Source organism: Agathobacter sp. LCP21S3_B2 (genome assembly GCF_052118705.1).
Lineage (GTDB): Bacteria > Bacillota > Clostridia > Lachnospirales > Lachnospiraceae > Roseburia.
Genome location: NZ_JBQKGQ010000004.1, coordinates 119,696 through 135,027, shown reverse-complemented (window position 1 = coordinate 135,027; position 15,332 = coordinate 119,696). Strand labels below are relative to the sequence as shown.

Sequence of the window (15,332 nt, the reverse complement as noted above, 5' to 3'; positions counted from 1 at the left end):
TATTGATATATACAAGTGTAAACGAACAGGGGCTTGTTATTCTATTAATAAATTGCCAAACAGTATTCAAATATTGCTAATTTTCATTTACCTTTTGCTGTAAATAATCAAAATATATCTGTGGATTACAGGCATTGTACTCATCCATATACTGATTCCAGGCAGCATCAAAATCATCTGCCATGATAACCTGCGGCAGCCATATTTTCTTTACTGCCACAATATTATTCTTTACTTTCCCACATTCAGAGGTCGAGGGAATTGAATCTGAATATGAATACATCGGATACCACGAGCCGGGAGCCTCATTTTTTCCAAGCATATCTACATAGTTTTCCACTCCATAGGCTTTAAAACATTCCTGAATATCCACAGGCTGATTTCTGAAAAACTCGTTCTGCTGAAACTCCATTGAAAACGCATTTATACCATCATCAAGCATTCCCTCCACTCTTGGAAAATATGAGTACGAACACATATGCGCTGTCTGATATGAGCTGTCACTTTTTTTCTTTGCCTGCTCATTGGTAAGGTAAAACAAACCGTTTTCATCGACTGAATAGTCCTTGCCCTCCTCACCCCAGAACCTTTCTCTTATGATATCAGATTCCAGAAGATCACTGACAAACTTCATCGCACCTTCGATATCTTTACAGGAGGTGGTAATGGACACTCCTGAAGAATAATCTATTTCTGCCATCCTGTTTGTATGCCATCTGTTGTGAATACCATCATCAATCGTGACAGGAAGAGGGACATAATCACACCCAAGCTGTGCCAGATTCTGTTTTTTGAATACAGGATCTATTACATAATAAAACTGCCACCACTGGTCGACCATCCCAAGCACTGCTCCTGTTGACAGCTTATCCAGATATTGATCATAGGTGGCATTAAACGCCCCGGGATCCATTATTCCCTTATGGAACTCTTCGTTAAGCTTTCCGAAATATCGTTTGGCTGTGTCGGTCACATTGTAATCCATCACTTTTTTGGTTTCCGTGTCTACCATACAGCTTCCATCGTTTGGAAATCCGTCCAGAAACTGCGGCACATTTTCAAGGCAAAAATACCGCCAGTCATCACAAAGTATCGTAAATGGTATATTTTCTGTTCCATCCGGCATTGTGGGATTTGCCTGTACATAGCTTTCTATCAGGTCAAAGTACTGCTCTATCGTTGTAATCTTTGGATATCCAGCCCATTTTAATACTCTTGTCTGAATCCAGAAGGCTTCACCATTATGCAGCATCTCCACATTATCCCCATGTGATACTCCAAACTGTGGAATCCAATATATGTGTCCATCCGGCTGTCTGAACTTTTCCCATTGTTCATCACTGAGATATTCTTTTATGTTCGGATAATCGTCCCAGTATTCATCTATTGGAATGAGTGCACCTGCCTCATACAGCGCAGTCTCACCCAATACAAAATCCGGATATTCCCCGGTTGCTATGAGAGAATTTATTGCATCGTCCTTATCCTGTCCAACAAGCCAGGTTTCCTCACATTCAGCACCGATCTGCTCTGCTATGAGCTGCTTTATATCATTATCCGGATCTATATTATCTCCTTCTACAGAAAAAAAAGCCGTAAAATGCTTTATTTCTTTTTTATCTGACGCTTTAAAAGTAACACCGGCTATAAGTCCGATAAACAATGCCACTGTAACCGCTGCGGAAACCAATCTTTTTTTCATACCATGTTTTCTCCCTATTTTCTTTTGTTCAGTCTCTGCTATAAAATTGCATAATAGTCATTATATCCCATAAAAAATATTTTTACAAATCCTAAAATAAATATATCTAATAACTAGGGTATAAAACAATAATTTATCCTGCTGACATTTTCTCTGTCATACATTATAATTTCTACAATTTTAAAAATCAGGAGGACCATATAATGATCATACATGAAATAACAGAAGAATGTTTTAAGAAATATGGAAAGGTGATTGACTCTATAGATCTTACAGAGCTGGTCAGCACAATGCAGACAGTAGAAATTCCTGCTGATGTGGTTTATGAGCCATCCATTTCTGCACTCGAAAAGCTAAAATGCGCTACAGAATTACAACAGAAAACATACGGGGAGCTTCCTATACAGATAGGCTGGTGCATAGGCAACAATCATAAGCTCAATGCTGTTGAGTATCACAGATGCTCTGAGGTCAATATTGCCGCAACTGATGCCATACTGATACTCGGCCGACAGCAGGATATCTCCGTGGAAAATACATATGATACCTCTTTGATGGAAGCTTTCAGAATTCCTTCCGGAACAGCAGTCGAGCTTTATGCCACAACACTGCACTACGCACCATGTAATGCATCTGATGGCGGATTTCTGGTAGCCGTTGCACTTCCAAAAGGCACAAATGAAGCTCTGGAACATCCACACACCGGCGGAGAAGATGCTCTTCTTGCAGCTAAAAACAAATGGCTTATCGGACATCCTGAAGGTGGACTTCCTGATGGATCATACATAGGGCTTACAGGTGAAAATCTGGAAATTAAATAGAAATCAAAAACAGCCCGGGCATTCACCCGGGCAATTATTATTCACAGTTTCATTCCTCTGCAATAGCCTCTTTAAGTGACTCCTCAAATATCTCAAGTCCCTTTGCCATCTGCTCGTCTGACATAGTAAGCGGAGCTAAAAATCTTATGACATTGTTTGCTGTACCACAACTCTCAAGGAGAAGTCCTTTCTGCATTGCGTTATAGATAAGTTTTGATGCGATCTCTGTTGCAGGCTCTTTTGACTCTTTATCCTTTACAAGCTCGATACCGATCATAGCTCCGAGTCCTCTGACATCTCCGACAACCTCATATTTGTCCTTTAACTCGTTATAGCGCTTTGTGACAACCTCTCCGATATGTCTTGCCTTTCCTGCATAGTCATCACGCTTCATGATATCAATTACTGCAAGTGCTGCAGCGCATGAAACAGGATTTCCGCAGAAGGTGCCTCCTATTGTGCCTGCCGGTGCCGCATCCATAACCTCTGCCCTTGCTGTGATTGCTGAAATTGGAAGTCCTGCACCGAGGGATTTTGCTGTTGTAATAATATCAGGTGCTGCGCCTGCCTCTGCCCAGTACTCTGACGCATAGTATTTACCGGTTCTGCAGTTACCGCACTGCACCTCATCCGCTATCAGCATAATGCCGTTCTCATCACAGATTTTTCTTACTGCTTTTAACCACTCTATAGGTGCCGGGATAAATCCGCCCTCACCCTGGAACGGCTCAACTATCATACATGCGATTTCACTTGCCGGAGCGCCCTCATCAAAGATTCTCTCAAGCTCATTGATATAGTATTTTACGGCTTCCTCCTCAGTATAGCCCTTTGGTGCTCTGTACAGATACGGATAAGGTGCTCTGTAAATGCCTGCCGGGAAAGGTCCCATGCCCTGTGCATAAACCTTCTTTGCTGTAAGCGCCATGGTGAGGTTTGTTCTGCCGTGGAAGGCACCTGTAAAGCAGATAACACCACTTCTGCCAGTGTATGCCTTTGCTATTTTTATGGCATTCTCATCACACTCCGCTCCTGAATTTGCAAAGTATGTCTTTTTCACATCACCCCTGCATGGCATGATTTCGTTTAATTTTTCTGCTAGAGATACATATCCATCATGAACATATACATTGAAAATTGTATGGAAATATTTCTCAGTCTGTGCCTTTACTGCCTCTATAACCTCTGGATCTGAGTATCCTATATTTAATACACCGACACCGCCTACCCAGTCAAGGAACCTGATGTCGTCCATATCCTCAAACATTGCTCCGCTGCCCTGTTTGATACAGATTGGATATGTCTTTCCACAGAGTGCCTTTGGAATTGCTGCATCTCTTCTGTCTAAAAGCTCCTTTGATTTTGGCCCCGGTACCTGTGCTGTATTAATCTTTGGTAATGCTGTTCTAAGCTCTTGTGTTGTCATGATATTTTCCTCCCTGCCCTTTGTATATGGATTTTTACGCCCTTACCGATTTAATGTCCATATACGAAAACAGACGCCGGATACATTGTATCTGACGCCCTTGTCTATAAAAGTTATTCTTTATTTAGCTATATTATATCATTTCGCAAAAGGAGTACAATGTACATCACAGACCAGATTTTTTGTGCACGGTGCATAAATCATTTCAATTGCAATATCTTAATATCGTAAATGCCAGCTTAAGCTTCATACAGTCATCCAGACTGGTGAAATCACAGCCCAGTATTTCACTGATTTTTTTAAGCCTGTAGTTTAGTGTGTTTCTGTGAAGAAACATCTCTTCTGCCGTCTTTTTTGCGTTGCAATTATTTTTCAGGTATCTTTCAAGTGTTTCGCACAAGCTGCCATGCTTTATTTCATCCGCCTGCAGCAGCCTTCCTATGTGTTCATCCACATATGCATCAAGCACTGCCTTATCATCGACATGGGATAGTATTGTATCTATTCCGGTGACTGCACTGTTTTTTTCAAGAGTAAGCTTCTGACAGATAATCTGCGACAAATCTATAAGAGGAAACCGCTCTGCAAGCTCGAAAAGCGGGATATGCTTATCATCACAATATGTAATCAGCACCTTGGGAATCTGTCCCTCATTTATACCTATTGCAGAAATGCCATGGTTCACCATCTGCCTTACAAGTGACATGAGCTTTCCGGCATCATCCGTGACATTCCTGTTTGTAAGTATTACAAGCTCTCCTCCGTGGATAAAATCCTCTATCCTGTATTCACTTTGTATACACTGCAGGCAGTCTGCAAAATAAATCCATCTGACAGTATTTTTCAGACCATCACCGCCCGCCCTAAGCTTAAGTTCCTCCTTAAGCTGTGGCAGCCTCATCATATCGTCACAATTCATGTATCAAGCTCCATCTGATATTGGTATTCATCGTGTGAATATCTAATTAAGCCTTCTCCTCGTCCTCGTTGTCTCCCCAGAAATCCACCGGCTCATAATCCTGCAGCTTTGCAAGGAAGCCCTTCTGCTTAAGCTCCTCCTGTATGGCATCAAGCACCTCTTCACTCTCCGCACATATTGTGTGATAGTGATAACCTGAAGTTACATTTTTAAGAAGGCTTGACTTGCCTGTACGGATTTCCTCGAGATAATTTCTGACGTCACGTCTTGACTTGATGTCCATATGGGCGCGGAGCACTCCGTAGACCTTGTGGTATACAAATACGTCCTTCACATGGCCTCCGGCATCAACTATTGTTGAAAGCTCCTCCTCTACTTCATCATCCTCGTGAACCACCTTTAATACTCTCGAATACTGCTTATCCGCCTGTATCAGATATCCTCTGTTTGTCGAAAAAATCGCGGCTCCGTTTGCTCGAAGCAGTGCTATGTCCTGCACAATCACCTGACGACTCACATCAAGCTCCTTTGCAAGCGCAACTCCCGCCACAGGCGACTTTGACGAGGATAGAATATTTATTATTTTTTTTCTTCTCTCATCACCGTTCATTTTCGTTCCTTTCTGTAAAACATTACTGTCACAGCATAGTGCGACCGGCAGTCTAAAATCTATACTGTATGTAGATTTTTAAGTGATAAATCCATAATAGGCGCTGAATGTGTGAGCGCACCACTTGATACATAGTCTACACCAAGACCCTTTATTCTTTCAATATTTTCTTTGGTAACATTTCCCGAAACCTCGATCTCGGCTCTGCCGTCAATGTAGTCGATGCACTGCTTTAAAAGCTCTGTGGACATGTTGTCGAGCATGATAATATCGGCACCGGCTTCAACCGCATCCTTCACCATATCAAAGCTCTCTACCTCAACCTCAATCTTTCTGACAAACGGAGCATAGGCCTTTGCCATGGCGATTGCCTCTTTTACGCCGCCAGCTGCTCCTATGTGGTTATCCTTAAGAAGCACTCCATCCGAGAGATTGTATCTGTGGTTGTTTCCACCACCGACTCTGACCGAGTATTTTTCAAAAATTCTATTGTTTGGAGTTGTCTTTCTGGTATCCAAAAGCCTGATGCCGGTGCCCTCTAAGAGCGCTGCAACCTGACTGGTATAAGTGGCAATTCCACTCATGCGCTGTAAATAATTGAGCGCAGTTCTCTCACCGCACAAGAGTACTCTGATATCTCCGTAAACCTTGCCGATAAGCTGCTTATTTTCTACCTTATCGCCATCCTTTACGTAAAACTCTACCTTTGTATCTGCATCAAGCAGTGTGAAAACTCTCTCAAAAACCTGCAGTCCACAGATGATTCCGTCCTGTTTGCAGATTAAATCCACCTCTCCTGCCTGTGGATGTGGCATCACGCTGTTTGTGGATACGTCCTCGCTTGTGATGTCCTCCTTTAATGCGCTTAATATGAATGGGTCTACATTGAGGCCCAGTGTTACCTGATCGTACATATATTTAGATTCCTTTCGTTCAAATTCATTCTTATTTATGACGGTTTCGCACTTTTTATGCTGTGCGGTGCCGGGGTGAAACTTGCTTTTATGCCTGAATATAGGCAATGCCTGATTCGACAGTCTCTTCTGTACCTACGCTGGTGCGGCCCTCTATTGCCTCCATGGCGAGCTTCCTGTATTCTCTCTCTACAGCTTTTTCATCGCTGTAGTCTGCGAGGTCGATGCTATCTGCGGCCTTTTTGGCTGCTATCTCATCATTTACAAAGCCAATCTCCGCCATCTGTCCTGCTGCACGCTTTGCGAATACCAGGCTCTCAAGCAGTGAATTGCTTGCAAGACGGTTTCTTCCGTGCACTCCGTTGCAAGCGCTCTCTCCAACTGCATAGAGACATTCCATGGATGTGCGGCTGTGGTGATTCACCTTGACGCCGCCCATGAAATAGTGCTGTGCCGGAACAACAGGAATAGGCTCCTTAAAGACATCATATCCCATCTCCTTGCAATGTTCAATGATATTTGGAAAATGTGATACAAGCTCATCCCTTGGAATGGTACGCAAATCCTCCCAGACAAAGTCTGTGCCGTCCTTTTTCATCTGCTCACGGATTTTGCCGGTCAGCACGTCTCTTGGTAAGAGCTCATCGACAAACCTGTTCATATTCTTGTCCAAAAGCTTAGCACCCTCGCCTCTTACGGACTCTGAAATGAGAAAGCTTCTCTCCTCATGCTTTTTCGTGTAAAAGGTCGTTGGGTGAATCTGCACATAGTCTGGGTTTTTAAGCTCTATGCCATGCTTTTTTGCAATAGCAAGCGAGTCACCTGTCAGATGTCTGAAATTTGTTGAAAATCTGTACAGTCCTCCAACTCCACCACAAGCCATGACAGTGTATGCCGCTGTCACCTTTTCCAGCGTGCCATCCTGTTTTCTGATGATGGCGCCGTAGCATTTGTTATCCCTTTCGATGATGTCAACCATCGTCGTATACTCCATGAGTGTCACATTTGAAAGCTTCTTAACCTGTGCAAGCAATGTGCTTGTTATCTCTTTTCCGGTCACATCTTCATGGAAAATAATTCTGTTGTGTGAATGAGCTCCCTCTCTCGTATAGGCAAGTGAGCCGTCATCATTTCTCGCAAAATCTGCTCCGTATGAAACAAGATCCTTCACCACCTCAGGTGATGAGTTTATCATTATCCCAACCGACTCCCTGTCATTCTCGTAGTGTCCGGCCTTTAAGGTATCCTCAAAAAAGCTGTCGAAATCAGACTGCTCTTTAAGCATGCACATGCCACCCTGCGCCAGAAATGAATCATTGCTCTCCAGATCTGACTTTGTTATCAGTGTAATTCTTATGTCTCTTGGAAGCTTAAGCGCACAATAAAGACCTGAGCAGCCGCTTCCCACAATAAGTACATCTGTATTCATAGTATGTTACCTCTTTTATTTACCTGCATCCACCGATGTAGCCGCTTCTTTAGCAACATCCCCCTGGATGCGATTTACTGTAATGGGCGTATTATAACACTAAAATTTACAACTGACAAGACACCTGTAAAACTTTTGTGTTGACAGCTGGTTTACAGCTAAGTATAATGACAAGTAACTTATTTATTTTGGCCGGTTCTTTATGTAAAATCCAAAAGGGGCTTACATTGATATAACTGTGCTTCAATCACACTAGGAATTTCAAGAGGTATATCATATTATGATGACAACAAGAGAATTACAGGATGAGATTATCCGATTAAAGAAGGAAAATGATATCTGTATATTAGCTCACGCTTATCAGAGTCACGAGATACTTGAGGTTGCCGACTTCACAGGCGACTCATATGGACTCAGCAAGCAGGCTGCCACAGCACCACAGAAGAATGTGCTCATGTGCGGTGTCCGCTTCATGGCAGAGACCTGCAAGATTTTATCTCCTGACAAGCATGTATTTTTGTCAAACAGCGCAGCAGGCTGTCCTATGGCGGAGCAGCTCGATGTAGAGCTCTTACAATCGTTAAAGGCTGAGAACCCTGACTATACAGTGGTTGCCTACATAAACACCACATCAGAGCTTAAAACCATATGCGATGTGTGCGTCACATCTTCATCCGCTGTAAAAATTGTTAAAAATATTGACAATAACAAGATTCTTTTCATCCCTGACTGCAATCTGGGCGCATGGGTTGAGAAACAGGTTCCGGAAAAGACCTTCAAATTTGTACATGGTGGCTGTCCTACTCACCTGCGCATGTCAATAGCAGATGTTGAGAGAGCAAAAGCGGCTCATCCTGCTGCAAAACTTCTCGTACATCCGGAGTGCCTTGCTGATGTTTCAAAGGCTGCAGACTATATCGGAAGCACCACCGGCATCATTGACTATGCTAAAAACAGCACAGACAGGGAATTTATCATCGGAACTGAAAACAGCATACTGCAGCACTTACAGTATGAGTGCCCTGAAAAGAGCTTCTATCCACTCTCAAAGGACTGCGTATGCCACAATATGAAGCTCACTACCCTGATGGATGTATACAATTGTGTTAAGGGAGCAGGCGGAGAAGAAATCATACTGCCTAACGATATAAGAACAAAGGCCAAGGCCTGCATAGATACCATGCTCACACTTGGAGAATAATTTAATTGCAATATTAAAAGACCACAGAGTCTCTGTTTTGCTCTGTGGTCTTTACTTTAATTAATTGATGATAATACCTCATCTGAATATCTTTCTTTAATTTTCATTTCCATCACCTGAAATTCATGAATATAACTGTCAAGCACCTTATTCACAAGCTGACGTGCAGCTTCCTCATTGTATATATGAGTTGTATCATTTCTGTCTCTTAACATTCCAAGCCAAACACTCTCATCAATAAAATCATAATACGCATATGCAGTTTTTATAATTTCTCTTGGAGAACCTGTTGCAGCCTGATTAGCGCCCTCATATCGTAACAGTTCCTTTAAGACCTTCCAGCCCAGCTCAAATTGTATATAATATTTATCAATTATACCGCTCACAATAAAATCATTTGTCAAGTCTTCATCAAATGCCCTTGACAATATCCTCAAGTGGCTGACATACTGGTCAAATTTTTTCATACAATACCCTCCCATCCCTTTCTATTTCTGTCACCAGTACCGGTGAAATATGCTTATCATCCATATTTATTATGTCCAGCTTTAGTAAAGACCACAACTCCTCATTAAGACAATCCGATAAATCACCAAAATCCTCACATCCATAAATAGCCAGATCAATATCACTTTTAGGATTACTCGTGCCTCTGGCGCGTGAACCAAACAGCACTACTTTTTTTGTATTATATTTTTTTGCTATATTAACAATTTGCTTATATACTTCATCCATATAATACTCCTTATTTCACATCCGTCTAATTAAATCCGACAACCTTCTGTGACAGCTTATACGCACCGATAGCTATCTTTCTGCCTCCCTTGCCCGGCAGGTTCATTAACTGTCCCATGACGCCATGGCGCAGCTTCTTGTAGGTTTCTTCATCGTGCTCCTTCATGTATGCCCACAGTTCATCCTTCTTAGCCATGTTCTCATCGGTGCCTGAGATAATTGCCAGAATAGTAGAAATAGTCGTAATAATCTCCAGATAGCTGTACATATACTTCCTGCACATCTCATTTGTTATCTCATTCAATTTGACATCGTCAAACATAATCTTATTTACACGAATCTGCTGGTCAATACGGCGTATCATCACCTGCTCATTGACCGACTGGTCATCGCGACCGATAAAATATCTGTAGAAGTCCACATCCAGATAGTACATCGTGCGCACATACGGAAGCGGCTTATATACATAGATATTATCCACATAAAAGGTATGCTTTGGCAGCTCAAGTCCAAAGCTTCTCAAAAGCTCTGTCCTGTATATTACCGAATGCATCAGTATGTAATGTCCCTTGTGAATATGCTTTATATCACTCCATGTAAATATCTCATTGCGTGGAAAGCCGGTCTGACGCATAACCTTTTTACGTCTTGCTCCTTCTTTCTCGTAGACATAGTTGGCAAGAAGCATATCAATCTGTGTATTCTCCTGCTCAAACTCCCTTAGCTTGTCCAGTATCTTCCTGTATGATTCCAAATCCACCCAGTCATCGCTGTCAACGACCTTGAAATATTTGCCTGTGGCATTTTTGAGACCTGTGTTTACAGCCTCTCCATGTCCACCGTTCTCCTGGTGTACAGCCTTTACTATGTCAGGATATTCGGCTGCATATCTGTCAGCTATCGCTGCTGTCTCATCCTTTGAACCGTCATCAACAATAATTATCTCCACATCATCTCCACCCGGCAGGATAGACTCTATACAATGCTCCATGTAATCCTTTGAATTGTAACATGGGATTGCAAAACTTAATAATTTCATCTTCTTCCCCTTGTAAAAAAATAATATCGCTGTTTGATTATGCATAAAATTTTTCCTATATGCAATAACAAATACCGATACTATAATTATACACAAAATCATGATATTGTCTAAGGATTTTTTGTGGTACCTTAGACCTACACACTTTGTTCATATTTTGTTTACAGAAAAGTGAAAATCAAAACACACGGTTTTCACAATTGATTTGTATACTAACATCATAAACGAAATATACAAAACAAAAGCAACAAAACATATTAATTACGCAATACTCATACTAATCTTTTTCATATATAGCCGATGCAAGCCACATGCATCGGCTTCCTCTTTTTAGTATTATAGTAACTATGTTATTATTTCTATCAGCTTCTCTTTATCTTACGTGAAGCCGTCTTTTCAAACTCACTTTCCCTCACTTTAAGGCTATAGATACGCTTGTAGGCAGGTGCCTTGATATTGTACCCATCAATAAGCTCCTGCAGAGCTGGCCTTATATCGGCGATGCCGGTATTTTGAGCATACTCGCTGTCCGGGAAAATCTCAGCTTCAATCACACCTTCAGACTCACGCACTATGATTTCCCTTATGAGATGATTTACGCTCAGAGCGTTTTCAAGCTCCTCCGGTGACACATTCTCACCGTTTTTGGTGATAATCAGATTCTTTCTTCTGCCGGTCAGATAAATATATCCATCCTCGTCCACATAGCCTAAGTCACCCGTGTGAAGCCAGCCGTCCGACAGTGTCTCCTCTGTCTCCTTTGGCATCTTATAATAGCCCTGCATCACACTTGTACCGCGGACTAAAAGCTCACCGCCAACTGTTTTTGCCTCACAGTTTGGCATCAGCTTGCCTACCGAGTTTTTGCGGATATCCCAGCTTAGATTTGTGCTTATGACCGGAGAACACTCCGTCATGCCATAGCCCTGCAATATGGTGATACCAAACTCTGCAAATAAATCAACATAATCAGGATTTAGGTACGCACCGCCACTGCAGATTGTATGAAGCCTCTCTCCAAATATTTTCTTACGGACCGGCTCTGCAGGAAGTCCTGCTGCCCTTACCTCCTCAAGCTTTCTGGCAAATGTCTCAATCATGAGAGGCACCATAAGAATCATGTCGGGAGTAAAAAGCTGTATATTTTTTGCCATGCGCATGATGGAATCATTGATGCATATTACCGAACCCAGTGAAATTCCTTTCAGAATATCCATGCTCAGACAGTATGCATGGTGTATCGGAAGCACAGACAAAATTACCGTGTGAGGTCCAATTTTCATGTCAAGGCATGTGGCATTTTCAGCCAGGTTGTTCTGCGTCAGCATTACTCCCTTGCTCTTTCCTGTGGTTCCGGACGTAAACATGATAGTGCAAAGCGCATCCTCTGCCACTGCCGGCTCGTAGCCTCCCCTGTTGTCATCTATAAGCCCTTTAAACGAAAGCACCTGTGGACAATGCTCTGTACTGTTCATAGACACATACACATTTATATCATGACAGCTTTTAGCTGCGGCCTCAGCCACATCCGAACGTGCCTCATCAAATATAAGCATCCTCACATCGGCTCTGTCCAAAAGCTCACATATATCCTCTGCCGGAAGCGATGCATCGATTGGAACCGCAACACTTCCGCTTTCTGTGATTGCCAGATAGGATACTATCCACTCATATGATGAAAGGCCTATTACAGCGATATGCTGCCCTTTTTTTCCAAGCTTTTCGATGGCATTGGCAAAGCTGTCTGTATCATTCTTAAGCTCACTGTAGGTTCTTGACTCTATCTCATTTTTGGATTTTTTCCATCTTATCGCATCATCCGCGCCGTAAGCTTCATTTGCATATGAAAGAATTTCAGGAATTGTGTGAAATAACATATTTTCTCCTATCTGCGCCGATTATGCGTCTTTTAATGTCTCAAGATAATCGATTGCTTCCTGTACTGTGCGGATTTCTGCAGCCTTTGTCTGCTCAATCTCCACATCAAAGGTATCCTCTATCTCTCCGAGCATGCTCATGAAGTCAAATGATGTGAAGCCAAGATCCTCCATAAAACGTGACTCTTCGTGCACATCTGCCGGCTGAACATCAACATAATTACAGATAATTTCCACTAATTCATCAAACATAATAATCTCCTTTTACCTAATACGTTTCCTAATCCACTACACTAATTTAATGATTTCGCCTATTGTAAGCTCAGGGTTTTCTGCACCCTTGAACATGATTTTGCACAGATAATAGTACATATACTCAAGCTGCTTTCTTGAGACTGCCTTGACCTGATGCTCGAAGCTGAAATCCAGTCCGTTGTCCTCCGGACGGTGCATTACCGTTAGATACATAGCCTGTGTGGTCATGCCGTTCGGGTACCACTTAGTCTTGTATTTTATATCTCCCAGGTCGATTAAGCCCTTTTCCTTTAATGTCATAGGCTGATATGTAAGCGACATCGGCTCATATGTAAGCCCCGCCTTTGGCTGCGGATACGTCTTTGAGCGCAGTGCAAAGTACTCTGTCGGGTTGTAGTTTGCATGGCGGAACAGCTCGTTTTGCTTATCCCTGATGGTATACATGGCATCGATAAAGCGTACATCCTTTGAAAAGCACGTCCTAAACGGAAACGAATGAATACGTGTGCCGCCTGACCTCTTCTCCTTGAGTGTCGCACGTCTGGCGATGGCATTATTTACGGAGACATCATCGAAGCCGTTTTCCTTCTGGAAAAACGTCCTGATTCCCATGAGAAGCAGACATGCAAGCGAAACATGATATTTCTCACAAAAATCCATAAGCCGCTTTGTCGGCTCAGCCTCCAGATGAAAGATATCAAGTGCTGAGGTGACATCATCCGATACATTGAATGCACTCCTTAGCTTGTTATCATGCATCAGTTCTCTTGCCTTCTCAAGCTTTGCTGTGCCGTCAATTCCGTTGTAGATTGGCTCCGACTGTCTGATAAGCTTCTCAAAGAACTCTCTGTCCCTAAGCTGTGCCTTGCTTCCGGCTTCGTATGCCAGATCCTTCTTTATCTGCTCAATGTATGAGCACATATCCTTAGGAAAAGGTACTCCCTCATACATGGCATTACAGTATATCTCAATAATATCCTTTAAAAATGTAATAAGTGACTGCGCATCAACCACCATGTGATGACCTAAGAAGTACACGCCATTGAATCCATCAGGCATCTTTATCATCACAATTTTAGTCATAGGAGAGTCCTCAAACTCAAACGGCACCTGTGTCCAGCCTCGCATCTCATTCTCTGCCTCCTCCATAGTTACATCAGTAAAATCCCTGAAATCGACAGTTCTCTCATTAAAATCCTCATCCACATCCGCAATATACTGATAGCACTCTCCATCCTTATCCCTTGTAAAACGGATACGCATGGCCTCGTTTCTGGCATACGCGTAGTTGATTGAATCCTTTAGCACGTTCCAGTCAAGCTCCGTACCTATTGTCAGGCTTGTACCTATATTGAGTACTGCCATATTCGGACAGTACTTTGCATAGTACAAATGAAATTTTTGTGCAACCGTAATCGGATATACATTGTGTCCCTTTCTCGTCTTCATCATCTCATAACTCCTTCCAAAAATTTATCAAGTGCTTCCTCGAAAGCTTTCGTATTCTTGTAATAGCTCTCGCAGTGCCCTGCCCCCTTTACTATCAGCTTTGTCTTTTGTGACGCGCAGCTTGCATAAAGCTCATCACACATACTGCATGGCACAAATGTATCCTTATCACCATGGATAAACAGAATAGGCAGCTTCGCCTTTTGCACCTCTTTTGCAGCATTGCATTCATCAAGCCCATACCCTGCCATTTTTCTGTTTACAAAATCTGCAATCTGAATCATCGGAAAAGCCGGCAGATGGTACATGCTGTGAAGCACATGTGTAAATACCGCCTTAGGCGAGGTAAATGCACAGTCTGACACAATTCCCTTCACCTGCGATGGCAGATTAAGCCCACTAGCCATAAGCACAGTGGCACCTCCCATGGAATTTCCCATCAGTACTATTCTAATGTCATTGCCTGCCTTCTTAATCATCCAGTCAATCCATTTAAGTGCATCATAGCGGTCCTTGCAGCCGAAGCCTATGAATTTACCCTCGCTTTGTCCATGCGCCCTCGCATCTACAAGCAGCATGCTATAGCCCTTCTTTAAATAGTAATTGGATATGCTGCTGTAATCAGACATAGCTTCACTTGTGTATCCGTGGAAGCATATGACGGCTTTATCCGGATTACCTCCATCTATCCCCGGAAAATATGTGGCATGCAGTCTTAATCCATCATCAGACTTAATCCACACATCCTCATGAGTCTGTGCTCTCATCCACTCTCCGCGCGGCTTCATAAAGCTGTAATAGCTCTCCCAGTCAACCCCCGACATCTTCATCGTGCGCTCCTTCTTGACATTGTAGCGCATCATGGTTCTCCTGTAGAAATAAGCACTGCCGCCTGCCTCTGCTGCAGCAATACCACCTAAAACACCTGCAATTATTCCCCACTTCATCCTCATCA

The 15,332-nt window shown here is 42.6% G+C and carries 15 protein-coding genes; 2 read left to right on the top strand and 13 right to left on the bottom strand.

From position 1 onward, the window contains the following. Window positions 1-76 precede the first annotated feature (76 nt). Entirely contained in the window at window positions 77-1,702 is a 1,626-nt protein-coding gene (locus ACTQ1L_RS04395) for a sugar ABC transporter substrate-binding protein (RefSeq protein ID WP_441365590.1), read from the bottom strand. 203 nt (window positions 1,703-1,905) lie between these two features. Here ACTQ1L_RS04395 and ACTQ1L_RS04390 point away from each other — a divergent pair, with 203 nt between their 5' ends. Further along, window positions 1,906-2,523 (top strand): DUF4867 family protein, encoded by a 618-nt coding sequence (locus tag ACTQ1L_RS04390; RefSeq protein ID WP_441365588.1) that lies wholly within the window; start codon window positions 1,906-1,908, stop codon window positions 2,521-2,523. 49 nt (window positions 2,524-2,572) lie between these two features. Here ACTQ1L_RS04390 and ACTQ1L_RS04385 read toward each other — a convergent pair whose 3' ends face one another. From ACTQ1L_RS04385 to ACTQ1L_RS04365, 5 genes are all read right to left on the bottom strand, one after another. After that, complete coding sequence (locus tag ACTQ1L_RS04385) at window positions 2,573-3,949, bottom strand: aspartate aminotransferase family protein (protein ID WP_441365586.1); 1,377 nt, start codon at window positions 3,947-3,949, stop codon at window positions 2,573-2,575. A 205-nt stretch (window positions 3,950-4,154) separates the two neighbouring features. Beyond that, entirely contained in the window at window positions 4,155-4,868 is a 714-nt protein-coding gene (locus ACTQ1L_RS04380; protein ID WP_441365584.1) for a PucR family transcriptional regulator, read from the bottom strand. Window positions 4,869-4,914: 46 nt separating this feature from the next. After that, a complete protein-coding gene (locus ACTQ1L_RS04375) occupies window positions 4,915-5,478 on the bottom strand; it encodes a transcription repressor NadR (RefSeq protein WP_441365583.1) in 564 nt (187 codons plus the stop codon). Between the two features lie 59 nt (window positions 5,479-5,537). After that, window positions 5,538-6,392 (bottom strand): carboxylating nicotinate-nucleotide diphosphorylase, encoded by an 855-nt coding sequence (gene nadC / locus ACTQ1L_RS04370; RefSeq protein ID WP_441365582.1) that lies wholly within the window; start codon window positions 6,390-6,392, stop codon window positions 5,538-5,540. Between the two features lie 88 nt (window positions 6,393-6,480). Continuing rightward, window positions 6,481-7,821: an L-aspartate oxidase gene (locus tag ACTQ1L_RS04365; protein ID WP_441365580.1), complete on the bottom strand. Its 1,341-nt coding sequence runs from the start codon at window positions 7,819-7,821 to the stop codon at window positions 6,481-6,483. Between the two features lie 280 nt (window positions 7,822-8,101). Between ACTQ1L_RS04365 and nadA the strand changes: the two genes are divergently transcribed. Then, window positions 8,102-9,022, top strand: a complete 921-nt coding sequence (nadA, locus tag ACTQ1L_RS04360) for a quinolinate synthase NadA (protein ID WP_441365578.1) — start codon at window positions 8,102-8,104, stop codon at window positions 9,020-9,022. 56 nt (window positions 9,023-9,078) lie between these two features. Here the strand turns inward: nadA and ACTQ1L_RS04355 are convergent, their stop codons facing one another. The 7 genes from ACTQ1L_RS04355 to ACTQ1L_RS04325 all read right to left on the bottom strand — a co-directional run bounded on the left by ACTQ1L_RS04355 (window position 9,079) and on the right by ACTQ1L_RS04325 (window position 15,330). After that, window positions 9,079-9,489, bottom strand: a complete 411-nt coding sequence (locus ACTQ1L_RS04355) for an HI0074 family nucleotidyltransferase substrate-binding subunit (RefSeq protein WP_441365577.1) — start codon at window positions 9,487-9,489, stop codon at window positions 9,079-9,081. Beyond that, window positions 9,476-9,757 (bottom strand): nucleotidyltransferase family protein, encoded by a 282-nt coding sequence (locus ACTQ1L_RS04350; RefSeq protein ID WP_441365575.1) that lies wholly within the window; start codon window positions 9,755-9,757, stop codon window positions 9,476-9,478. Before ACTQ1L_RS04350 ends, ACTQ1L_RS04355 begins: the two co-directional genes overlap by 14 nt. A 25-nt stretch (window positions 9,758-9,782) precedes the next feature. Continuing rightward, the gene (locus tag ACTQ1L_RS04345) at window positions 9,783-10,796 is read right to left on the bottom strand and encodes a glycosyltransferase (RefSeq protein WP_441365574.1); all 1,014 of its coding nucleotides are present in this window, start codon (window positions 10,794-10,796) and stop codon (window positions 9,783-9,785) included. A 362-nt stretch (window positions 10,797-11,158) separates the two neighbouring features. Beyond that, a complete protein-coding gene (locus tag ACTQ1L_RS04340; RefSeq protein WP_441365573.1) occupies window positions 11,159-12,673 on the bottom strand; it encodes an AMP-binding protein in 1,515 nt (504 codons plus the stop codon). Between the two features lie 21 nt (window positions 12,674-12,694). After that, on the bottom strand, window positions 12,695-12,925 hold the full coding sequence (locus ACTQ1L_RS04335) for an acyl carrier protein (RefSeq protein ID WP_055061240.1): 231 nt from the start codon (window positions 12,923-12,925) through the stop codon (window positions 12,695-12,697). Window positions 12,926-12,961: 36 nt separating this feature from the next. Then, complete coding sequence (locus ACTQ1L_RS04330; RefSeq protein ID WP_441365641.1) at window positions 12,962-14,377, bottom strand: condensation domain-containing protein; 1,416 nt, start codon at window positions 14,375-14,377, stop codon at window positions 12,962-12,964. Then, window positions 14,377-15,330 carry an alpha/beta hydrolase gene (locus ACTQ1L_RS04325; RefSeq protein WP_441365572.1) on the bottom strand — a complete coding sequence of 318 codons (954 nt, stop codon included), beginning with the start codon at window positions 15,328-15,330 and terminating at the stop codon, window positions 14,377-14,379. Before ACTQ1L_RS04325 ends, ACTQ1L_RS04330 begins: the two co-directional genes overlap by 1 nt. Window positions 15,331-15,332: the final 2 nt, after the last annotated feature.

Coding starts and splice junctions, on each gene's coding strand:
- ACTQ1L_RS04395 (WP_441365590.1), bottom strand. CDS start 1,702: ATGAAAAAAAGATTGGTTTCCGCAGCGGTTACAGTGGCATTGTTTATC.
- ACTQ1L_RS04390 (WP_441365588.1), top strand. CDS start 1,906: ATGATCATACATGAAATAACAGAAGAATGTTTTAAGAAATATGGAAAG.
- ACTQ1L_RS04385 (WP_441365586.1), bottom strand. CDS start 3,949: ATGACAACACAAGAGCTTAGAACAGCATTACCAAAGATTAATACAGCA.
- ACTQ1L_RS04380 (WP_441365584.1), bottom strand. CDS start 4,868: ATGAATTGTGACGATATGATGAGGCTGCCACAGCTTAAGGAGGAACTT.
- ACTQ1L_RS04375 (WP_441365583.1), bottom strand. CDS start 5,478: ATGAACGGTGATGAGAGAAGAAAAAAAATAATAAATATTCTATCCTCG.
- nadC (WP_441365582.1), bottom strand. CDS start 6,392: ATGTACGATCAGGTAACACTGGGCCTCAATGTAGACCCATTCATATTA.
- ACTQ1L_RS04365 (WP_441365580.1), bottom strand. CDS start 7,821: ATGAATACAGATGTACTTATTGTGGGAAGCGGCTGCTCAGGTCTTTAT.
- nadA (WP_441365578.1), top strand. CDS start 8,102: ATGATGACAACAAGAGAATTACAGGATGAGATTATCCGATTAAAGAAG.
- ACTQ1L_RS04355 (WP_441365577.1), bottom strand. CDS start 9,489: ATGAAAAAATTTGACCAGTATGTCAGCCACTTGAGGATATTGTCAAGG.
- ACTQ1L_RS04350 (WP_441365575.1), bottom strand. CDS start 9,757: ATGGATGAAGTATATAAGCAAATTGTTAATATAGCAAAAAAATATAAT.
- ACTQ1L_RS04345 (WP_441365574.1), bottom strand. CDS start 10,796: ATGAAATTATTAAGTTTTGCAATCCCATGTTACAATTCAAAGGATTAC.
- ACTQ1L_RS04340 (WP_441365573.1), bottom strand. CDS start 12,673: ATGTTATTTCACACAATTCCTGAAATTCTTTCATATGCAAATGAAGCT.
- ACTQ1L_RS04335 (WP_055061240.1), bottom strand. CDS start 12,925: ATGTTTGATGAATTAGTGGAAATTATCTGTAATTATGTTGATGTTCAG.
- ACTQ1L_RS04330 (WP_441365641.1), bottom strand. CDS start 14,377: ATGAAGACGAGAAAGGGACACAATGTATATCCGATTACGGTTGCACAA.
- ACTQ1L_RS04325 (WP_441365572.1), bottom strand. CDS start 15,330: ATGAGGATGAAGTGGGGAATAATTGCAGGTGTTTTAGGTGGTATTGCT.